General features: G+C 69.9%; 22 protein-coding genes and 2 pseudogenes. 7 read left to right on the top strand and 17 right to left on the bottom strand.

What is annotated here, in order from left to right; genetic code table 11:
• Positions 1-30: 30 nt before the first annotated feature.
• The 4 genes and pseudogenes from AB0383_RS27975 to AB0383_RS27960 all read left to right on the top strand — a co-directional run bounded on the left by AB0383_RS27975 (position 31) and on the right by AB0383_RS27960 (position 4110).
• Positions 31-1442, top strand: a pseudogene (locus tag AB0383_RS27975) (M20/M25/M40 family metallo-hydrolase).
• A 127-nt stretch (positions 1443-1569) separates the two neighbouring features.
• On the top strand, positions 1570-2223 hold the full coding sequence (locus AB0383_RS27970) for a response regulator transcription factor (protein ID WP_364187583.1): 654 nt from the start codon (positions 1570-1572) through the stop codon (positions 2221-2223).
• A 38-nt stretch (positions 2224-2261) separates the two neighbouring features.
• Entirely contained in the window at positions 2262-2870 is a 609-nt protein-coding gene (locus AB0383_RS27965) for a TetR/AcrR family transcriptional regulator (RefSeq protein ID WP_364187581.1), read from the top strand.
• A gap of 61 nt (positions 2871-2931) precedes the next feature.
• A complete protein-coding gene (locus tag AB0383_RS27960) occupies positions 2932-4110 on the top strand; it encodes a Glu/Leu/Phe/Val dehydrogenase dimerization domain-containing protein (protein ID WP_366188946.1) in 1179 nt (392 codons plus the stop codon).
• 11 nt (positions 4111-4121) lie between these two features.
• Here AB0383_RS27960 and AB0383_RS27955 read toward each other — a convergent pair whose 3' ends face one another.
• From AB0383_RS27955 to AB0383_RS27945, 3 genes are read right to left on the bottom strand one after another with little or no spacing between them, the layout of a single operon-like run.
• Positions 4122-5315: a PQQ-binding-like beta-propeller repeat protein gene (locus tag AB0383_RS27955; RefSeq protein ID WP_366188945.1), complete on the bottom strand. Its 1194-nt coding sequence runs from the start codon at positions 5313-5315 to the stop codon at positions 4122-4124.
• A gap of 29 nt (positions 5316-5344) precedes the next feature.
• Positions 5345-5566, bottom strand: a complete 222-nt coding sequence (locus tag AB0383_RS27950; protein ID WP_364187572.1) for a hypothetical protein — start codon at positions 5564-5566, stop codon at positions 5345-5347.
• Positions 5563-6165, bottom strand: coding sequence for a sigma-70 family RNA polymerase sigma factor (locus AB0383_RS27945; RefSeq protein ID WP_364187569.1), 603 nt, complete (start codon positions 6163-6165; stop codon positions 5563-5565). The genes AB0383_RS27950 and AB0383_RS27945 overlap by 4 nt, the downstream gene beginning before the upstream one ends.
• A 164-nt stretch (positions 6166-6329) precedes the next feature.
• Here AB0383_RS27945 and AB0383_RS27940 point away from each other — a divergent pair, with 164 nt between their 5' ends.
• From AB0383_RS27940 to AB0383_RS27930, 3 genes are all read left to right on the top strand, one after another.
• Positions 6330-6803 carry a peroxiredoxin family protein gene (locus AB0383_RS27940; RefSeq protein WP_364187566.1) on the top strand — a complete coding sequence of 158 codons (474 nt, stop codon included), beginning with the start codon at positions 6330-6332 and terminating at the stop codon, positions 6801-6803.
• Positions 6804-6892: 89 nt separating this feature from the next.
• Positions 6893-7189 carry a hypothetical protein gene (locus AB0383_RS27935; protein WP_364187563.1) on the top strand — a complete coding sequence of 99 codons (297 nt, stop codon included), beginning with the start codon at positions 6893-6895 and terminating at the stop codon, positions 7187-7189.
• Positions 7190-7229: 40 nt separating this feature from the next.
• Positions 7230-7664: a protease pro-enzyme activation domain-containing protein gene (locus AB0383_RS27930; protein ID WP_364187560.1), complete on the top strand. Its 435-nt coding sequence runs from the start codon at positions 7230-7232 to the stop codon at positions 7662-7664.
• A gap of 40 nt (positions 7665-7704) precedes the next feature.
• Here AB0383_RS27930 and AB0383_RS27925 read toward each other — a convergent pair whose 3' ends face one another.
• The 14 genes and pseudogenes from AB0383_RS27925 to AB0383_RS27860 all read right to left on the bottom strand — a co-directional run bounded on the left by AB0383_RS27925 (position 7705) and on the right by AB0383_RS27860 (position 20591).
• On the bottom strand, positions 7705-8826 hold the full coding sequence (locus tag AB0383_RS27925; protein WP_364187557.1) for a beta-propeller fold lactonase family protein: 1122 nt from the start codon (positions 8824-8826) through the stop codon (positions 7705-7707).
• Positions 8827-8937: 111 nt separating this feature from the next.
• Complete coding sequence (gene gcl / locus AB0383_RS27920) at positions 8938-10707, bottom strand: glyoxylate carboligase (protein WP_364187554.1); 1770 nt, start codon at positions 10705-10707, stop codon at positions 8938-8940.
• 26 nt (positions 10708-10733) lie between these two features.
• Positions 10734-11618, bottom strand: a pseudogene (locus tag AB0383_RS27915) (2-hydroxy-3-oxopropionate reductase); the annotation flags it as partial.
• A gap of 87 nt (positions 11619-11705) precedes the next feature.
• Entirely contained in the window at positions 11706-13031 is a 1326-nt protein-coding gene (locus tag AB0383_RS27910) for a heterodisulfide reductase-related iron-sulfur binding cluster (RefSeq protein ID WP_366188944.1), read from the bottom strand.
• On the bottom strand, positions 13028-14176 hold the full coding sequence (locus tag AB0383_RS27905; protein ID WP_366188943.1) for an FAD-binding protein: 1149 nt from the start codon (positions 14174-14176) through the stop codon (positions 13028-13030). Before AB0383_RS27905 ends, AB0383_RS27910 begins: the two co-directional genes overlap by 4 nt.
• A gap of 5 nt (positions 14177-14181) precedes the next feature.
• Positions 14182-15630: an FAD-linked oxidase C-terminal domain-containing protein gene (locus AB0383_RS27900; RefSeq protein WP_364187544.1), complete on the bottom strand. Its 1449-nt coding sequence runs from the start codon at positions 15628-15630 to the stop codon at positions 14182-14184.
• 173 nt (positions 15631-15803) lie between these two features.
• Positions 15804-16550 (bottom strand): haloacid dehalogenase type II, encoded by a 747-nt coding sequence (locus AB0383_RS27895; protein WP_366188942.1) that lies wholly within the window; start codon positions 16548-16550, stop codon positions 15804-15806.
• Between the two features lie 31 nt (positions 16551-16581).
• Positions 16582-17268, bottom strand: coding sequence for a winged helix-turn-helix domain-containing protein (locus AB0383_RS27890; RefSeq protein WP_364187539.1), 687 nt, complete (start codon positions 17266-17268; stop codon positions 16582-16584).
• 55 nt (positions 17269-17323) lie between these two features.
• Positions 17324-17992 carry a GntR family transcriptional regulator gene (locus tag AB0383_RS27885; RefSeq protein WP_366188941.1) on the bottom strand — a complete coding sequence of 223 codons (669 nt, stop codon included), beginning with the start codon at positions 17990-17992 and terminating at the stop codon, positions 17324-17326.
• 49 nt (positions 17993-18041) lie between these two features.
• Positions 18042-18404, bottom strand: a complete 363-nt coding sequence (locus AB0383_RS27880) for a helix-turn-helix domain-containing protein (protein WP_366188940.1) — start codon at positions 18402-18404, stop codon at positions 18042-18044.
• Between the two features lie 35 nt (positions 18405-18439).
• Positions 18440-18937: a DJ-1/PfpI family protein gene (locus tag AB0383_RS27875; protein WP_366188939.1), complete on the bottom strand. Its 498-nt coding sequence runs from the start codon at positions 18935-18937 to the stop codon at positions 18440-18442.
• Positions 18938-19015: 78 nt separating this feature from the next.
• On the bottom strand, positions 19016-19336 hold the full coding sequence (locus AB0383_RS27870) for an ANTAR domain-containing protein (RefSeq protein WP_366188938.1): 321 nt from the start codon (positions 19334-19336) through the stop codon (positions 19016-19018).
• Positions 19337-19389: 53 nt separating this feature from the next.
• Positions 19390-19842 (bottom strand): ATP-binding protein, encoded by a 453-nt coding sequence (locus AB0383_RS27865; protein ID WP_366188937.1) that lies wholly within the window; start codon positions 19840-19842, stop codon positions 19390-19392.
• A gap of 125 nt (positions 19843-19967) precedes the next feature.
• Positions 19968-20591: a fasciclin domain-containing protein gene (locus tag AB0383_RS27860; protein ID WP_366188966.1), complete on the bottom strand. Its 624-nt coding sequence runs from the start codon at positions 20589-20591 to the stop codon at positions 19968-19970.
• Between the last annotated feature and the right edge of the window lie 115 nt (positions 20592-20706).

Raw genomic sequence — 20706 nt, 5'->3', positions numbered from 1 at the left:
CGGGTAGTCACCAAGAAGTGAGGCGGACTGGTGGAAATCGAACAGGTGCGAGCCCACGTCGAGGCCGCTTGGGCGGAGCGGGTTCTGCCGAGCCTCGCGGAGTTCGTGGCGATCCCCGCGGTCTCCCCCGCGTACGACGCGCAATGGCGCGAACGCGGCCACCTGCGCCGCGCGGTCGAGCACGTCCGCGGCTGGATCGAGGCGAACGCGCCGGCGGGCAGCACTGTCGACGTCGTGGAGCTCGACGGCGTGCCACCACTGCTGTTGGCGGAAATTCCCGCCACGCCGGGAGCGTCGGGCGAGGGCACGGCCCTGCTCTACGGGCACCTCGACAAGCAGCCACCGTTCGACGGCTGGTCCGAAGGACTCGGCCCGTGGCAACCGGTGGTGCGCGGTGACCGGCTCTACGGGCGCGGCGCGGTAGACGACGGTTAGCAGCCTACGCGGCCCTCACCGCCGTCACCGCGGTCCGGGCCGCCGGCGGCGAGCACTGCCGCGTGGTTCTCGTGCTGGAGGCGGGCGAGGAGTCGGGCAGCCCCGGCCTGCCGGACTACCTCGACCACCTGGCGGACTGGCTCGGCCGCGTCAGTCTCGTGACCTGTTTGGACTCCGGCGGCGGTGACTTCGAACGGCTGTGGTTCACGCGGAGCCTACGCGGGATCCTCCAGGCCACGCTCACCGTCGCCGTGCTTCAAGAAGCCGTGCACTCCGGGATCGCCAGCGGTGTCGTCGCCAGCTCGTTCCGCATCCTGCGGCTGTTGCTCGACCGGCTCGAAGATCCCGCCACCGGCCGGATCCTGCTGCCGGAACTGAACGCGCCGATCCCGCCCGAACGCGTGGCGGACGCGCAGCGGCTGGCCGAGCTGCGTCCACTGTCGACACTGCGCCCGCTGTCCCTCGTCGTAGGCGGCCGGCCCGCCGACGACGACGAGGCCGAGCGCATCCTCAACAACACCTGGCGCCCGACGTTGTCGGTCACCGGCGCGGCCGGCCTGCCGGACGTGGCCGAAGCCGGCGCGGTCCTGCGAGCCTCGACGTCACTGCGGCTCAGCTTCCGCCTGCCGCCCACCGTCAACGCGGCCGACGCGGCGGCCGCGCTGGAACGGGTGACCACCACCGACGTGCCGTTCGGGGCTTCGGCGACCCTCACCGACGTGATGGCCCAGGACGGCTGGTGCGCGCCCGAGCCGCCGGCGTGGTTGTCGGCCGCCCTCGAATCCGGGGTTTTCGAAGCCCCACACCAGTTCATGGGTCTGGGCGGCGGGATCCCGTTCATGCAGATGCTCGGCCAGGCCTACCCGGACGCGGCTTTCCTCGTCACGGGCGCGGTCGGCGCCGAGTCGAACATGCACGTGCCCGACGAGTGGCTCAACATCCCCTTCGCGCGCCAGGTCACCGAAGCCGTCGCCCACGTTCTCGCGGCGCACGCCCTCCAGCGCTGAGGAACCATTCGCCTCGTCTTGGTTCGACCACCGGATTTCTCATGTGACCGAACTCTTGCGAAACCGGTTTCCGGCGAAATCGCTCAGTATCTTCAGTGGGAGAACGGCACCGGAGGAGGGATTCGTCGTGACGTCCGGTTCACCCGTCGCGGCCAGGCCGCGCCGGTCGCTCACCGAAGTCGCGGTCACGGTCTTCGGCCCCGACCCGCTGACGACCGAAGCCATCCGCAAGCTCCTGGGCGTCGAAGCTCCGCGCACGTCGGGCGACGAGCCGCCCCCCGACGTCACCGTCGTCGTCGACGACCGCTTCTCCACGGCCACGATGCGCCGCGTCCATGCCGCGGCCGTCCTCGCCGCCCCCATCGTCCTGCTCACCGCCGACGTGCGGGAGCACTCCCTGCTCTCCCTCGTCAGCCACGGCGTCGTCGCCGTCCTCGACCGCACCACCGCGACCGGCGCCGACCTCTCCGACGCGGTCCTCTCGAGCGCCAACGGCTCCGCCGTCCTGTCGCCCCGTCTGCTCGGCAACCTCGTCGCCCAAATCCGCGGCCTGCAACGCAACGTCCTGGAACCCCTGGGTTACACCGGCCCCGGACTGTCCACCCGCGAGGTCGAGATCCTCCGCATGCTCGCCGAAGGCGTCGAGACGCGCGAGATCGCCAAAACCCTGGTCTACTCGGAGAGCACGGTGAAAAAGGATCTGGCCTCGATCATCGGCCGGTTCAACCTCCGCAACCGCACGCAGGCGGTGGCCTTCGCGCTCCGCGCGGGTGTCCTGTGAGTCACTACTGATTCGTCGTTCAGGATAAGCTCGCCCCCGTGAGCCGTAGCCGGAAAGACACCACCGTGCGCCGGGACGAGATCTTGCGCGCCACCGTTCGCCACATCGAGCAGGCCGGGATCCACGCCGTGCGGATGGCCGACGTCGCGGCCGACCTGTCGGTGAGCACATCGCTCGTGCTCTACCACTTCAAGAACAAGGAAGCGCTGATCGCGGAGGCCTTCACCTGGGCCGCGCAACGCGATCTCGAAACGCTGGCGCAACTCACCGAAGGCGTGGTCACCGCGTCCGAACGCCTGCACACCGCGCTGGACTGGTACGCGCCGACCGGGCAGGCGAAGGGCTGGCGCCTGTGGATCGAGGGCTGGTCGGCAGCACTGCGCGAACCCGAGCTCCGGCAGGTCGGCCGCGAGCTGGACCTGCGCTGGAAGGAAGCCCTCGTCACGATCATCCAGGACGGCGTGCACGCCGGCGAGTTCACCGCGCCCGACCCGCGTGGCGCGGCGTGGCGGATCACCGCGTTCCTCGACGGCCTTGCCGTGCAGGCACTGGTGCACGGCGGGGTGCAGAACCGGGAACGGATGCAGGAGTGGGCGCGTCGGCACGTCGTGCACGAGCTGGGTCTCGCCGACTCGCCGGCCTGTTGACAAATCGTTCGCCCGCTACTGCATCGTGATTCAGTAGCGGGCGAAGACGAACGGGGCACGCATGACAGCGCGAGAGCCACATCTCTCGATCACCTGGACCGACGCCGAGACAGGCCGGCGCGGGTTCGTGGTCGTCGACCGCCTGGTCCGCGGCGTCGCGAGCGGCGGGTTGCGCATGCGCGAAGGTTGCACGCTCGACGAGATAGGTGGCCTCGCGGCGGGCATGACCCGCAAGGAAGCGCTGCACTACGAACCCGGCACTCGCTACATCCCGCTCGGCGGCGCCAAGGGCGGCCTCGACTGCAGTCCGCACGACCCCGAGGCCCGCGGCGTGCTCACCCGGTTCCTGGCGGCGGTGCGCGCGATCGTCGAACGGCACTGGGCCACCGGGGAGGACCTGGGCGTCCGGCAGGAGACGATCGACGAGGTCGTGGCGGAGCTCGGCATGGACAGTTCCGTGCAGGCTGTCTATCCCTTGCTGGACAACGCCGACGAGGCGCGCGCCCGGCTGGCGAAGGCGTTTTCGATCGACGTCGACGGAGTCGCGTTGCCCGAGCTCGTCGGCGGGCTGGGCGTCGCGCAGGCCGCGCTCACGGCGATGGACCGGCTCGGGCTGTCTTCGGCGCCCAGGCGCGCGGTCGTACAGGGCTTCGGTTCGATGGGCGGGGCGACCGCGCGCTATCTGGCGCGGGCCGGCGTCCTCGTCGTGGGTATCGCCGACGCCGACGGCGTTGTGGCGAATCCCGAGGGTCTCGACGTCGAGCGTCTCCTGCTCACCCGCGATCCGTTGGGCGGCCTGGACCGCACTCGACTGCGCCCGGCCGACCGCGAGCTCCCGCCGGGCTCCTGGCTCGACGTCGAGTGCGACGTCCTTGTCCCGGCAGCGGTTTCCTACTGCCTCGATGAGACGAACCAACACCGCGTCACCGCGAGCGTCGTCGTCGAGGCGGCCAACATGCCGACCACGACTGGGGCCGAGACCGCACTCGCTGCCCGCGGCGTCACCGTGATCCCCGATTTCGCGGCCAACTCGGCCACCAACGCCTGGTGGTGGTGGACCCTGTTCGGCGACCTCGACGCGGACGCGCGGCAGGCCGAAGCCAAGGTCCGCGAGGCGATGGACCGCATCGTCACCGACCTGCTCGCCCGGTCGCAGACCCACGCGGTCTCCCCCAGGACGGCGGCGCAACAGGTCGTGGACCGCAAGCTGGCCGAGATCGAGCTCCGGTATCCGGCCTGAGCCGTTTTGACTCAGTCGATGGCGGTGACCAGTCCGTTGCGGCTGCCGATCACCAGCGCGCCGTCTCCCGTGAGGGCCGGGTAGCTGTCCACTTTGCCACCGAGGTCGATGTCGAACAGCCGAGTGCCGTCGGGGTTGTAGCCGTAGGCGTGGCCGTTCTCGCCGCCGAAATAGAGGTGGTAGGTGCGGTCGACAATGGTCGAGCTCCAGATTTGGGCGCCGATGGGGCCGTAGTGGGTGGTCTCGTGTCCGGTGTGGACGTCGAAGACGTGGACCTGTCCACTGTGGTCGGCGACGTAGGCCAGGCCGGTGGCGGTGACCACGGGTGAGGAGTACGTGATCACCCGCGGCGCCTGCCAGGCGAGTTTCCCGTCCGGGTGGTAAGCCCATTCTGCGAGGCCGTTGGTGCCCAGCAGCACGGTGCCGTCCGGGGCGAGGCCCGCGGAGACCTCGGTGATGTCGTCGTGGGGGTCCACACGCCACGCGACGCGGGCGGAGGTGCCCTGGTCGTCGAGGGCGATCAACGACGAGTCGGCCGTGGTGTAGACGCGTCCGTGGCCGTCGGTGACCACCGAGCCGTAGGAAGTCGTTCCGGTGTCGACGGTCCAGATTACGTGGCCGGCCGTGGTGTCCACTGCGGACACCGCGCCGTCGCCGGTCCCGACGTAGACCCGGCTCCCGTCGAAGGAGACCGGGGACGTCACCCTGGAAGAAAACGTCTTCGTCCACAGTGGCCGGCCGGTCGGGGACAACGCGATCAGATCCTCACCGCTGGGCACGAGGATCGTGCCGTCACGGAGGACTAGGGGTGAGATCGACAGGTCGCCGCCCACGGGGTTCTTCGTGTCATAGGTCCACTTGTCGTGCCCGTCGGCCGGGTCGAGGGCGTGGAGAACGCCACCGTTCGACGCGAGGTAGACAGTGCCGTCCGCGCCGACCACCGGGCCCGGGGTCGTGGCGCCTTCGAGACGGCGTTGCCAGCGGATGGTGCCGTGCGTCGGTCCGGACTCCGCCGAGGCGCCCGAATGCCGGGCGTCATGCAACGCCGAAGGCCACGGTGTCCACGTCGCGACGCCGGCCGAGGCCTGAGGAAACACGAACGGCGGCGCGGCCGGAGCGGCCGGAGCAGCGCTGCAGGCGGCGAGGAGCAACGCGCAGGCAGCAAGGGCACAACGTCGGAACATCACGTCCCCGAAGCTACCCACTCAAGGGCCACCTCGATCATTACGAACCCCTAACCGGCACCGTCCTCAATGGCCAGGAGCAAGCCCTCGAGGTCTTCCTCGCACGGACCGCACGAACGCAGGTGCGCGGCGATGCGCGGGTGGAACCTGGCCGCGTCCTCGCCTCGCTGGAGCAGCTCGGCGTAGACGTGCAGCAGCTCCATCGCCTCCGCGCACCCGCCGTCGCGCGGGTCGGTGTCGAGGAAACGCTCCAACGCACTCAGGTCGCTCACGCTCGCCCTCCCGGCTCGTCCAGGTAGCCCTCGGCGACGAGCCGCGCGCGCAGCTTGCGCCGGGCGTCGAAGAGGGTTTTGTAGATCGCGTTGCGATTGGTGGCGAGCTCGGCCACGAGCGCGTCGAGCGGAACCGCGTTGAGCACCAGCGCCACGAACACCCGCCGCTGCCGCTCGCTCAGCACCTCGTGCACGGCTTTGCGCAGGCCGAGCACCAGGTCCTGCCATTCCGCCTGCTGCTCGGGCACGAGCCCGAACCGGTCCGGGAACGCGGTCCAGTCCTCGACGTCCCAGCCCTCCGGCGACGGGCGCCGGAAGTGGCGGCCGAGCGTCGCGGACACCTCGAACACCACGAACTTGTACGCCCACGTGGTGAACCGGCTCTCCCCGCGGAACTCCCCCAGCTTGGCGAGCACCGCCACGACCGCGTCAGTCGCCGCCTGCTGGGCGAGATCATCGACATCGCCGCCGGCCCCGCGGCGCCCGCACTCGGCGCGCGCGATCCGCAACAGGCTGCCGTGCAGCCGCGCGACCGCCGCATCGCGCGCCGGCGCGCCGTCGGACAGCGCGCGCACCCACTCGGCTGACTCCGGATCCACGTCCGCCGACATTACCCCCCGGGAAATCTCGGCCGAACCGGGTAAGAACCGGCGGCCGCGCGACGCAAATCAATGTGCAGCGCCTGTCGCCAACGTCGGCGGGAGACGAAAGCCGCGCCGTGGCTGTTCTCGAAGCCGGAAACCCCACCAGAAAGGGTCTCGTCATGCCCCTGCTCCACCCCGGAGACACCTTCCCTGACCTGTCGCTGACCACTGTTGACGGCACCGTCCGCCCGCTGCCCGCCGAGCTGGCCGGGCACTTCGCCGTGGTGCTGTTCTACCGCGGCAGCTGGTGCCCGTACTGCAACGCCCAGCTGCGGGCGTTCCAGCGTGCCGCCGACACGTTGGCGGAGCTCGACGTCAAGGTCGTCGCGCTGTCAGTGGACGATGAAGCGACCACAAAGGACCTGACGGCCAAGCACAAGATCACCTTCCCGGTCGGCCACAGTGCCGACGCCCGCACGCTCCACGACGCGACCGGAGCGTTCTTGAATGAGGACCCGCTCTACGTCCAGTCCACGGGCTTCCTGCTCGACCCGGCGGGCAAGGTTCTGGTGAGTGTCTACTCCAGCGGCGCGATCGGGCGGCTCGTGCCCGAGGACGTGATCGGCATGATCCGCTACCTGCGCGAGCACTAGGCAGACGCGGCGTTAGCCGACGGTAAGGGATCTTCACGGTGACGCGGGGCACACTACGAACAGTGGTCATCCAGCCAAGGAGCGTTGTCATGCAAAGGTCACCGGAAACCACCCCCACGCCGCACCTTAGCCGCAAGTCCTGGATCATTCCGGCCGCGGCGGCGGGGTTCGCCCTGTTCGTCGCGGCCGGCGCGCGAGTCGCCGCCATCTTCGCCGAGTCCATGATGAGCGGCGTGGCCCTCATCGGCTCGTGGCTCATCCTCACGCTGGGCCTGGCCTACGCGGGCACGCGACTGCGGCCCGGCCTCGGGGCGGCGCTGTTCGTCGGGTTCGCCGTGGGCGTCCTCGCCGTCGCGTTCTTCGGCGGGATGCACATGCTCACCTGAGATCTTTCGACTTCCTTACCGCAGCGGTGAAAGTGCCGTCGTGGCCACGATCGAGTGGCTACGAAGACAGCGTGGTGCGGCTTGGGCTCGCCGCACGATCAGTCCGCTGAGTGCGGCACTCACCCTGACCCTGCCGCTGGGTGCGGCGCCGAGCGCGTCCGCCACCACCACCCGTGATCCGGTTGCGTCGGAGGTCGTGACCCCCGTGTCCGCAGGCACGAACGTCGGACCGGCCACCACCGTGTCCGGCCGCGTCTACCTCGCCGGCCGCGATCCCGAGCACCTGGCAGCCTATTCCGCCGACGTGTCCAATCCGGACTCCAAGAACCACGGCCGCTACCTGTCGGCCACGCAAACGTCGCAGCGCGTCGGCCCCACGGCACCACAAGCCGACCGGGACACCGGCTGGCTGACCTCGAACGACTTGCGCGTCACCGCCCGGACGCAGAACTACGTCAGATTCGAAGGCAGGTGACCGGTGCCGGCCCTGGAAGCGGCATCCGGGGCCGGCCCGGTCAGCTCGTCGGCAGGGTGATACTCGTCAGGTCGGGCTGACGGCCACCCGTGAGCACCGGCGGTCGCGGGCCGCCCACCGAGCCGTCGGCGGCCAGCGCGTAGCTCGTGACGCTGCCGTCGCCGTCGGTGTTGAAGTTCGCGTTGTAGAGGGTACGGCCGTCGTGGGACAAGGCGATGCCCTCGGCGCCGTTGCCGCCGGTCGGCACTGCCGGGCCCGCCTGGCTGAGGCCGGTGGCGGTCACCCTGAACGTCGTGATGTGGCCGGGGCCGGTGCCGTTCGCGAAATTCGCGATGTAGGCGCGGTCGCCCTTGGCGGTCAGGACGATGCCGCGGGGCTCGTCGGCCGGGTTGGGCACGGTACTGACCAACGCAGGCCGTGAGTCCGCGCCCAGGTTGAGGAAGCTGATGCTGTCGGCCAGCGAATTGGTGACGAGCACGTGCGAGCTGTCCGGGGTGATGGCGGCGAAGAACGCTCCCTTGCCCGTGGCGATGGTCGTCACCCAAGTGAGGCTGCCGTCGCCGGCGATGGTGAACGTCGAGACGTCACCCGAAGCGCTGTTGGCCGTGACGAGTGTGCGGCCGTCGGGTGAGACCGCCAGCGCCGTCGTGCCCCGTCCGTGAGCGGGGATCGTCGCAACGCCGTGCGGCAGTCCGTCGGCCGAAACGCGGTAGTGCGAAACGGTTCCGTCACCGCCGTTGCTGAAGTTGGCCGTGTAGAGGTTCTTGCCGTCCGGGCTCAGCGCGATGCCGGACGGCGTCACGGGCTCCGGCGCCGGACCGTGCGCGGCGGGAAACGCGGTCAGGCGCCCGTCGGCTTCGATCCGGAAAGGAGTGACGTCGCGCGTGCCCCAGTTGCCGACGTAGAGCCATTTTCCGTCGGGCGAGCGGATCGACGCCTGCGGGTGGGTGTCGCCTTTGCCCACCGGCAGTGAAATTGCCGGTGCCTTCAGCGAACCGTCGTCGTCGAGCCCGAACTCGGCGATGGTGTCGGAGGCCCAGTTGGTGACGTACACCGCGCGGGACCCCGGGGCCGCGGGCGCGGCGGGCTCGTCCGGCGAACAAGCTGCGAGCCCGACCGCGACCACGGCCGCGAGACCGCCGGCCACCACGCGTTTCACCATGCATGTTTCCTTCGTCTTGGCCGGGCTGATGGAAACCAGGCTAATCGCCGACGAAGGCGCGGCAGTAGTTTCCGATTCCTTACGGCACCGGAACCCTCCACTTCGGACGCGTCAGTGCGTGAGCGCGGTCGGCGCGTCTTCCGGGCGTTCGGCCAGCGGCTCGAACTCGTTCACACCCGCGAGATCCGCGCCCATCGAGATGTTCGTGACCCGCTCCAGGATCACCTCGACGATCACCGGCACGCGGTACTCGGCTGCCAGCTGCCGCGCCTTCTCGAAGCCCGCCCTCAAATCCTCGGGCCGGCGCACGCGAATGGCCTTGCAGCCCAGGCCTTCGGCCACCTTGACGTGATCCACGCCGTACCCGGCTGTCTCGGGCGAGTTGACGTTCTCGAACCCCAGCTGCACGCAGTAGTCCATGTCGAACGCCCGCTGCGCCTGCCGGATCAGGCCGAGGTAGGAGTTGTTGACCAGGACGTGGACGTACGGGCGGTTGAACTGCGCGCCGACGGCCAGCTCCTCGAGCATGAACTGGAAGTCGTAGTCCCCGCTGATTGCCACGACCTCGGCGTCGGGGTCGGCGGTGGCCACGCCCAGCGCCGCCGGGACCGTCCACCCGAGCGGTCCGGCCTGCCCACAGTTGATCCAGTGCCTCGGCCGGTACACGTGCAGGAACTGCGCCGCGGCAATCTGCGAAAGCCCGATGGCCGAGACGTACCGGGTCTCCTTCCCGAACACCTGGTTCATCTCTTCGTAGACACGCTGCGGTTTGATCGGCACCTCGTCGAAGTGCGTCTTGCGTTCCATCGTGGACTTGCGGCGCGCGCAATCCCCGGCCCACGCCGAACGATCCGGCAGGGTCCCGGCCTCGCGTCGCTCACGGGCGACCGCGACGAACTGCTCCAGCGCGGCCTTCGCGTCGGACACGATCCCGTAGTGCGGCGCGAACACGCGGCCGATCTGCGTCGGCTCGATGTCGACGTGGACGAACGTGCGCTCGCCGCGGTAGACGTCGAGGTCACCCGTGTGCCGGTTGGCCCAGCGGTTGCCGATGCCCAGCACGCAGTCGGCTTCGAGCATGGTGGCGTTGGCGCCGCGGTGGCTCGTCTGGATTCCCGCCATGCCGGCCATCAGCGGATGGTCGTCGGGGATGGTGCCCCAGCCCATGAGCGTGGGGATCACGGGAATGCCGGTCAGCTCGGCGAACTCGACCAGCAGCTGCGCCGCGTCGGCGTTGATGATTCCGCCGCCGGCCACGATCACCGGCCGCTCCGCCGCGCCCACGAGGTCCAGGGCCCGGTCGACCTGCGCTCGCGTCGCCGCCGGTTTCGCGACAGGCAGGGGTTCGTAGGAGTCGATATCGAAGTCGATCTCGGCCAGCTGCACGTCGATCGGCAGGTCGATCAGCACCGGGCCGGGCCGGCCGGTGCGCATGAGCCAGAACGCCTTCTGGAACGTACCCGGCACCTGCGCCGGCTCCATCACCGTCACGGCCCACTTGGTGACCGGGGCCGCGATGGCCGAGATGTCGACGGCCTGGAAGTCTTCCTTGTGCAGCTTGGCCACCGGCGCCTGGCCGGTGATGCACAGGATCGGGATCGAGTCCGCGCTGGCGGAGTACAGGCCGGTGATCATGTCGGTGCCCGCCGGGCCCGAGGTGCCGATGCACACGCCGATGTTCCCCGGCTGGGTCCGGGTGTAGCCCTCGGCCATGTGCGAGGCGCCTTCGACGTGACGGGCCAGCGTGTGCGCGACGTTTCCGTCCCGGCGCAACGCGGCGTAGAACGGGTTGATGGCGGCGCCGGGCAACCCGAAAGCAGTTGTGATGCCTTCGCGGCGCAGCACTGCGACGGCGGCGTCGGCTGCGGTCATTCTGGGCATGAGTCCACTCCTGACAAGTGACTGTCCTACTGGGTCCGGCCCGCGAGCTCTTCGGTGAGCTTGAACAGACCGGAATGGTCGAGCCCGCCGTCGCCGCGAGCGACGAGGGAGACGATCAACTGGGCGACCGCACTGCCGAGCGGGATCGCCACCCCGGCTTCCCGTGCGGCCGCGGTGACGATGCCCATGTCCTTGTGGTGCAAGGAGAGGCGGAAACCGGGTGTGAAATCGCGCTTGAGCATGTTCTCCGACTTGCGGTCGAGGACCGTGCTGCCGGCGAGCCCGCCGCCGAGCACCTCCACGGCGATCACCGGGTCCACATCGGACGCCTCGGCGAGCACGAGCGCTTCGGCGAGGAGCTGCAGGTGGCCGGCGACCATGAGCTGGTTGGCGGCTTTGACGGTCTGGCCGGCACCGTGCGGACCGACGTGCACGATGGTGCGCCCGACGGCTTCCAGCACCGGCTTGGCGGCGGCGAAGTCCTCGGCGGCGCCACCGACCATGATGGACAGCACGCCCTCGACGGCACCGGCTTCCCCGCCGGACACCGGCGCGTCGAGAACGCGCACCTCCACTTTCGCGCCGGCTTCGGCGACCGCGCGGGCGGTGGCCGGCTCGATGGTGCTCATGTCGATGAGCAGCTGACCGGGGTGCGAGTTCTCGAAGATGCCGTTTTCGCCCATCGCGACAGCCGCGACGTCCGGCGAGTCCGGCACCATCGTGATCACGACGTCCAAGCCCTTGACCGCTTCGGCGATGCTCGACGCACCACGGCCACCCGCGGCGACCAGCGCATCGACCCGCTTCGCGCTGCGGTTGTAGCCGACGACGTCGTACCCGGCCTTGACCAGGTTCTCGGCCATCGGCAGGCCCATGATGCCCAGGCCGATGAAACCCACCGTACTCATGTGAAATCTCCTGAAAAACGACGCGGTGAATCAACGCCGGGACAATCGGCGCTGGAAAACGAAGCTATGAAGAACTGTGAAAAACGACGCTCAGGAACGCGTCTGGGGTGGATCGAGTGGATCTGCGTCACGAATGGACGCGTCGAGCAGCTGGATCGGGTGCACCACCGGGATCCCCTGGTCGAGGAACCGGCGGATCTGCAGCAGGCATCCGGCGTTCGCGGTGGCCACCACGTCGGGTTCGACGTCCGCGAGGTGCTTCGCCTTGCGGCGGCCGAGTTCTTCGGCCGTTTCGGGTTCGACCAGGTTGTAGATCCCGGCCGATCCGCAGCACAGCTCCGCTTCGGCGATGTCGTGCACGGACAGTTCCGGGATACTGCGCAGCAGTTCGCGCGGTTGCCGGCGGATTCCTTGGGCGTTGGCGAGGTGGCAGGCGTCGTGGTAAGCGACCTTGGTCTTCATCGGGTGCCGGGTGGCGCGCGCGGGGAGGTCCGCGATCAGTTCGTTGATGTCCCGCACCCGCGAGGCGAAGGTCCGCGCTCGCTCGGCGTACTCGGGAACGTCCGCGAGGAGGTCGCCGTACTCCTTGAGCGTGGACCCGCAGCCGGCCACATTGGCGACGACGACGTCGAGGTCGTAGCGCTCGAACATCTCGACGGTCCCCTTGGCGCGGGTGCGGCCGTCTTCTTCTCGTCCCGCGTGGACGGACAATGCACCGCAGCACTGGTTGTCCTGCGGAACGTAGACGTCGCAGCCTTCGGCGGCGAGCACACGGATGGTGGCGGCGTTGACGTCACCGAAGAAGACGCGGTTCGCGCAGCCTGCGAGCAGTCCCACCCGCAGCCTCGCCTCCCCGGCCGGTTTGAGGGTGCGTTCCGGCGTCTTCGCCAGCAACGCTCGCAGCGTCACCGGCGGCAGCAAGGCTTCCAGCGCCCTGAGGCGGGGCGGCAGCAGCTTCAGGATGCCCAGCCGGTGGACGAGCGCCCGCAAGCCCAGCCGGGTGTAGAGCAGACCGCCGAACGCCGCGAGCCGCAACCGGCGCGGATACGGGAACAGCGAGAAGACGAGCGCGCGGAACACCTTGTCGAACAAGCCGCGCGGCACGTGGCGCTCGACCTGGGGGCGGACCGACTCGATGAGCTTGTCGTACTGCACTCCCGAGGGACACGCGGTGGTGCAGGCCAGGCAGCCCAGGCAGGTGTCCATGTGGTGCCCGAACGTCTCGTCCAGGCCGATCTCGCCCTTGCCGGCCAGGTCCATCAGGTAGATGCGCCCGCGCGGCGATTCCATCTCCTGGCCGGTGACCACGTACGTCGGGCACGTCGGGAGGCAGAATCCACAGTGGACGCAGTCGTCGAGAAGCTCCCGTTTCGGCGGGTGGTGCTCGTCGAAGGAGCTGCCGAGTGTCGACGTCATGACGCACGCTCCTCGTCTTCGAGCCAGGGTGAGAACCGGCCGGCACCGAACCGTCCGGCCGGGTCGAACTGCCGCTTGATCGCCCGCATCACGCGCACCGGCGCCGGTGGCGAACCCCATCCGCGGCCGGCGGAGAGGCCGTCGCGGCGCAACACGGTCACGGCCGCGCCGAACTCCTGGTGCAACTGGGCGAGGAGTTCGTCGTGGTCACCGCCGTTGAACTGCACGGTGTGGACGCCGATCGCCAGCGAACTGGCCACGGAGGCTCCCGCGGCCACCATCCTCGTCACCAGAGCCGGGCCGACGGCCGGCATTGTCCCGATTCGCACAACTGTTGTCCCTCGAACACCAGCCGCGCTCGCGGCAACACCCGCCCAGGCCGCGTCCGCCTCCTCGACCGCGAGCACGCGGGCTGTGGTTCCCCCGAGCCGGCACAGCTCACGTTCGCGCTGCTCGACGCCCTCCGGCGTCCCTTCGAGCTTCACCAGCAACTGCCCACCGGACCATTCGAGGGCGGACGCTTCCAAGCCCGTCATGACGACCTTGCCGGCCAGGTCGAACGCCTCGCCCGTGTCGGCCTCGACCGCCACCGTGCGCACCGCCAGGGGAAGCGGGTGCAACCGCAGCACGACTTCGGCGACGACCCCGAGCGTCCCCAGGGACCCGTGGAACAGCTTCGCCAGGTCGTAGCCGGCGACATTCTTGATCACGTGCCCGCCGGACCGCGCGACCGTGCCGTCACCCAGGACGACGGTCGTCCCGATGACCAGGTCACGCAGGCTGCCGAACGCCGTGCGCAACGGCCCGGCATCCGCCGTGGCCAGCAGCCCGCCGATCGTGGCACCCCGCCAGGCCCGGGCCGGGTCGAGCGCCACGCGCTGGCCCCCCTCCGCGAGCGTCTCCTGAACTGTCGTGAACGGCGTGCCCGCCCGAACCGCGATCGTCAAGTCCGAAGGCGCGTACTTCAGCACCCCGGTCAACGACGTCGTGTCGATGACCGCGTCGGCCGGCGCGGCAGGCGCGCCCCAGCCCGAGGCGGTCCCCGCGCCGGCCACGAGCAGCCGAGGGTGGCTCGCCCGGGTGTCCGCCACCGCGGCGCGCACTTCCTCCACAGTGGACGGAGTGAACGTGGTCTCCTGAGTCACGCCGCTCACATCCGCTCGATCAAGCCGGCGGCTTCGAGGGGATGCGGCTTGTAGACACCCGGCCGTTCCCCGCACAGCCGCGGCGTCGGCAGCAGCTTGCCCGGGTTGCAGATCCCCGAGGGGTCGTACGCGTGCCGCAGCCGCGCCATCGTGGCCAGGTCGTCCTCACTGAACTGCCGCGGCATCGAACACGCCTTGTCCGTCCCGATCCCGTGCTCCCCGGACAACGACCCGCCCAGGTCCACGCACAGCTCGGCGATGGCCCGCGAGAGCGCCTCCGCCCGCTCGTGCTCACCGGCGGCCTCGCTGTAGAGCACCAGCGGATGCAGATTCCCGTCGCCGGCGTGGAACACGTTCGCCACGCGCAGCCCGGCCCCGGCGGCCAGCTCGGAAATCCGGGTCAACGCCGTCGCCAACTGGGTGCGCGGGACAACCCCGTCCTGCACGAAGTAGTTGGGGCTGATCCGCCCCACCGCGGCGAACGCGGCCTTGCGGCCCTTCCACACCAGCGCCCGCTCCTCGGCGCTCGCCGGAATCCGCAGCTTCGTCGCCCCGAACTCCTCGCACAGCTGCTTCACCTGCGCGAACTGCGCGTCGACCTCCGCCTGCGGCCCGTCGAGCTCCACCACTAGTGCCGCGGCCGCGTCGCGCGAGTAACCGGCGTCGACCGCGGCTTCGACAGCCTCGATGGCCAGCGCGTCCATCATCTCCACCGCCGCGGGCACGATCCCGGCCTCGATCACGGCACTCACCGTGTCGCCCGCCTGCTCGACGGACGGGAAGTCGGCCACGAGCGTCTTCACAGCGGCCGGCTTGGCCAGCAGTTTCACGGTGATGCGCGTGGCGATGCCGAGCGTGCCCTCGGACCCGATGAACGCGCCCAGCAGGTCGTACCCGCCCAGCTGCGGGCTGTCGCCGCCGAGGACCGTGGTCGTGCCGTCGGGCAGCACGACTTCGGCCGAGTGGATGTGGTGGACGGTGAAGCCGTACTTGAGGCAGTGGGCGCCGCCGGAGTTCTCCGCGACGTTGCCCCCGATCGTGCACACCTGCTGCGACGACGGGTCCGGCGCGAAGTACAGCCCGTACGGCGCCGCCGCCCGGCTGATGTCCACATTGGTCACTCCGGGCTCGACGATCGCACGCCGGTTCACCACGTCGATATCGACGACAGACCGCAGGCGCTGCAACGAGATCACGACCCCGTCGGCCACCGGCAGCGCGCCGCCGGACAACCCGCTTCCGGCACCGCGGGCGACGAACGGCACGTCGTGCTTCGCGCAGACCCGCACGGCCGCGGCGACCGCCTCCGCCGTGCGCGGCACCAGAACCAGCGACGGGACGACGCGGAAGCCGGTCAGCCCGTCGCATTCGTAGGACCGCAAGGCGACCGGGTCGGACACCACCGCGTCGGCACCCACGGCTTCGACGAACTCGGCGTGCAAGCCCTGCGGCACCGTCGCCACCTCCACCAGGTCGTCCAGACCTTCCCCGGTGCTCGGAGGAGGTCTGGAACATGACTGAGATACAAGTCGTAGCCCGACCAACGCTAACTCTCAGCCTACCGGCCCACAAGCCCTGAAGGCCAGAAATTTCCACCAAGTGTAATTGATATTCCGTATAGTGAAATTCAGAGAACGGCTGCACCGCCCTTCGCCGCAGCGCGCAGCCGGCCCGCAAGGTCGGCGAAGCTCACCGCGTTGAGGTCGCAGTCCGTGGTCTCGGCGGTGTCGGCGGGCCGGTCAGGGCCCTTTTCCGCCGGTCGCTCGACGAAGGCCGTGCGGAACCCGGCGTCGCGAGCGCCGTGGATGTCCCAGGTGTGGGCGGCGACCATGAGGATGGTGCGGGGCTCGACGTCCAGGAGCTTCGCGGCGTTGGTGTACGCGCGGCAGTCCGGCTTGTACGCGCCCACGTTCTCGGCCGACAGGATCGCGTCGAACCCGAGGCCGGCGCCTTTCACCACGTGGACGAGCTGGGCGAACCCGCCGTTGGACAGCGCGACCACCACGAAGTCGCGGCGCAGCTCGGCCAGCCCCTCGACGGCGTCCGGCCACGGCGGCAGCGCGTACCAGGCCCGGACCATGCGCTCGCGCGCCTCGGCGCCGAACTTCCCGCCGACGCCGAACACCTCCAGGCACTCGTCGAGCGCCTCGCGGTGCACGGCGTCGAGGTTCGCCCATTCGCGCTCGCCGCGGTTGATCTGCCCGACCGCGGGCAGGTAGCGCTCGCGCCACGCGTCGACGAGGGCGGGGCAGTCGAACTCGGCCTCGTGGTGTTCGGCGATCGCGGCCACGCCGTCGATCACGCCGGTGCGCCAGTCCACAGTGGTCCCGAAAACGTCGACGGCGACCACCGTCACATCGCTGACATCGAACATCTCGCTCCGTTCTGGCGTTGAACAGCAACACTTACGCCGGGTCGAAACCCAGCCAATCGCGCAGCTCGCGCCGCCCGGCCTCGGTGAGGTCGACGGCGCGGCTCGCCTCGAGCAGGTCGATCCAGCCCAGTTCGAGCAGCCGGCCCTTCACTGCGGCGCCGAGGCTGCCCGCGAGGTGGTTGCGGCGTTCGCTCCAGTCCATGCACGGCCGGGCCAACGGCCGGGCGTGACCGCGCAACCCGTCCACATCGATCCCGTGCGCCGCCAGTTCGGCGCGTCCTTTGGCTGAAACGCCGTAGGAATCGTGGTCCTCGACCAGAAACCCCTTCGCCAGGAAGGCGTCGTTGATGGCCACGCCGACGCTGCCCGCGAGGTGGTCGTAACAAACCCTGGCCTCGCGCAGCTTGCGCCCGCGCGTCGCCTGCCGCAACGACTTCGCCGGCCCCGGCGGCGCGAGCAGCAGCAGGCCCTCGATCGCGTCGGCGACGGGGCTCGCGAGCCGGTAGAGCCGTTGGCGGCCGGACACCTCGACGACGACCAGGCCGCCGTCCTTCAGCTTGCGCAGGTGGGTGCTCGCCAGCGACGCCGAGATGCCGACCTCTGCCATCAACGCCGAAACCGGCTGCGGCCGTCCGTCGAGCAGCAGCAACAGCATCGCGGCACGGTTTCGGTCGGAGAGAAGGAATCCGATCCGGGCGAGATCCGCGTCACCTGCCATGCGGCCACGATAACTCCGGAACAGTTGAGCCCCGGTTGAACAATGGCCGGGCTTTCTACAGCCCCGCGTCCTCGGTGACACCCAGGGCCCTGCGGGTGCTGGACAAATGCACCCGGACCGCCTCGCACGCCCGTTCGCCGTCCCCGACGTGAACGGCTTCCGCGATTTCCCGGTGTTCCTCGAGGATCACGTCGAGGCGGTCGCGCGCACCGTCGCGGCCGTTCACGGTGGACTCGCCGACCATCCGCATCTGCCGATCACGCAGCGAGCCGTACACCGAGCCGAGGATCGGGTTCGCGGCCGCGTCGACCAGCACGGTGTGGAACGCGCGATCGGCCTCGAGGAACTCGCCGAGGCCGGCCGCCGCCTGCTGCTTGGCCCGCTGCTCTTCCATGCCCGCGAAGACGGCTTCGCGCACCTCCGGCCCCGCGGCCGCGACCTTGCCGGCCGCGAACTGCTCCAGCACGAGCCGCGCCTCCAGCACCGCGCGGACCTCGTCGGGCGAGACCGGCACGACCAGCGCGCCACGCTGCGGGTACAGCCGCAGCAGCCCCTCACCTTCCAGCCGCAGGAACGCCTCGCGCACCGGCGTCCGGGACATGCCCAGCGCCTCGGCGACCTCGCCCTCGCTGATCAGCTCGCCGCCCGGAAACCCGCCGGACAGCACCTGCTCCTTGACGTAGGCGAGCGCACGATCCTTCGCGCCGACGCGCTCGCTCGCCATCGATCCCCCGTGAGGTCGGAAGAAATTCCAGTCGTATCTTAGCGGCCGGTCAGCCCGGGGTGAGCGCGGCGCGGAAGGTGGTCCGGTAGCTGCCCGCGGTGGTGCCGACCTGGCGTTCGAAGTGACGGCGCAGCGTTTCCGCGGAGCCGAAACCCACCATCGCGGCGATTTCGGAGATTCGGTGCTCGGTGGTTTCGAGCAGCACCTTCGCGCTCGCGACGCGTTCGCGGTTGATCCAGTCGAACACGGCCATCCCGGTGGCGTGGCGGAATTTTCGCCCGAGGCTGCGCTCGCTCAGGTGCAGGTGGCCGGCGAGCCCGCCGAGGGTGAGCGGCTCGTGGAGGTGCTCCCGCAGCCACGCCAGGAACGAACCGAGCGCCGGCTCGCCCGCAATCCGGATGGAGTCCTTCACGAACCGCGCCTGCGCGCCCGGCCGCCGCGGCGCCGTCACCAGCAGCCGGGCTCGAGGCGGACGTCGGGAAACTCGCGGCGGAACTCCTCGGTGAACAGCCAGTGCGTGGTCGCGCGGCGTCCGTCCAGCAGCCCGGCGCGAGCCGGCAGGAACGCGCCGCCGCAGAACGACACCATCCGCGCGCCGTTCCCGGCCGCGCCTCGCAGGGCCGCCAGCAGCGGCCGCGGGCGCTCGGCCAGCGGATCCTCGACGCCGGGGACCAGCACGGTGTCGGCGGTCAGCAGCGTGTCCAGCGACGCGAGCTCGCCGAAGTCCACGCCCGAGGACAGCACCTGCCGGGGCTGCTCGCCGCACAGCACCACCTCGCAGGCGCTCTCGGCGTCACCCGTCAGCTCGACGATCGCGGACATCCGCGGCCCGAAGACCTGGTGCACCACCGTGACGTCGAGCGCCACGGAATCGGGCACGACCAGCACCGCGATCACGTGCTTGGCGCGGCCACGCGAGGTGACGGGCGTCTTGGCGGGGTGCACGAGTTCACGGTAGCGAGCATGACTTGAACATTCAAGTCATTGCCGTCACAGTTCGCCGGCGTCGTTCCGCACGACGAATCAGGTCTCGGTGCCGAAGGCGCTGCCCAGGACGCCTGCCCGCAGTTCGGCGAGCACGACGTCGGCGACCTCGGCGATCTCGGCCGGCAATTCGGGCTTCGCGCCCGTGCCGCTCGCGACGACGACCGTGGCGACGTCGTGCAGTTTCACGTTCGTGTGCTGCGAGACCTCACGCAGGGCCTCGAAGGCCTCGTCCTCGGTCCAGCTCCGCACCAGCATGAGCATGCCCTTGGCCTGCTCGATCACCGGGCGCGTCGCGAGCGCCGCCTCTAACTGCTCCACCTTGGCAGCCTGCTCCACCGGCTCCAGATCAGAACTCACGGCAAAATTCCACCACAAGATGGTGGGATCACACCACTTCCGGCCGCCGCCGGTCACCCTCCCGAACCGGTGCCGTTGCCCAGCCCCAGCCCGAGCTCGGCCCACACGGTCTTCCCGGTCGTCGTGACCTGCTGCCCCCAGGCAACACACAGCGCGGCGATGAGGTGCAGTCCGCGGCCACCCTCGTTGTCCGGCCGCCGCGGCGCCGCGCGGACCGGGGTGCTGTCGTCGACCTCGATGCGGACCAGGCCGGGCAACCGCAGCAGGCGCACGCACTGCGGCGGCCCGCCGTGGGAGAGCGCGTTGGTGGCCAGCTCGTCGACCACCTGCACGACGTCGATCAACACGTCGGCATCGACATCGGGCAGGTGCTCGCGCGTCCAGCACCGCACCTTGTGCAGCTCACCGCCGGCGCCGGTCAGCGGCAGCGCCGTCATCGCCGCGTCCGGCTCGAGCGCACGGGACAGTCCACCAGCGGTCAGCGCTCCTTGTCCGAACTTCGACATGATCCAGCGTCCTCATACCCCGATCCGGCGGAGTTCAAGCATCATCAGGCCGCCGCGCCCGTTCTGCCCCGGTTGAAGGGCGCACAGCAAAACCACCGGACCCGCTCGGCGAGCCCGGTTGATCATCAGCTCTTGTTCGTCCCCGGCGTGAGCACCTTGTCGATCACGAAGACCGTGGCGTTCTTGGTGGGGACGTTGCCGCACAGGATCTTGGCGCCGTTGACGGTCATGGTGTCGCCGGTGCCCTCGACCGTCACCGGGCCGCCGGCGGTGTTCAGCGACATCACCGAGCCGGCGGACGCGAGGCCCTTGGCGTCGTACCGCTTGCCGATCACGTGGTATTGCAGGATCGGGGCGAGCTCACTCGGGTTGCCGGCCAGCTCCTGGAACTTGGCGTCGCCCAGGGCGTTGAACGCCGGATCGGCCGGGGCGAACACGGTGATGCCCTGGTGGCTGTTGAGCGTGTCGACGAGGTTGGTCGCCTTCACGGCGGCGACCAGCTTGGTCAGCAACGGATTCGACGACGCGGCCGACGCGACCGGCTGCGGGCCCTTGGAGTCGAGCGAGCCGGGCGCGTTCCCTTGCGGCAGCCGGGAACACGCCGGGCCGAACCCGTTGGCATTGGAGGTCACGCCGCCGGAAGCGGCGGTGTCCGGGCTGGACATCGCGGACGTCGGCGCGGGAGCGCTGCTGTTCGGCGCCGAACCGCTGTCGCTGCCGGTGCCGCAAGGGCCGGGCGATGAGTCGATTCGGCAATTCTTCCGTAAGGAGTTGTTGTCGAATCCGGGACCAAATCCGCGCGGCCGTCAGTTCCGAATATCTACCGGACCGCGGAATTCGGCACCCGCAGCGACCTGCCCAGCG

It is taken from the genome of Amycolatopsis sp. NPDC051373, assembly GCF_040689465.1.
In the GTDB taxonomy this organism is placed as follows: Bacteria; Actinomycetota; Actinomycetes; order Mycobacteriales; family Pseudonocardiaceae; genus Amycolatopsis.
This window is presented reverse-complemented; position numbering and strand designations above follow the sequence as displayed.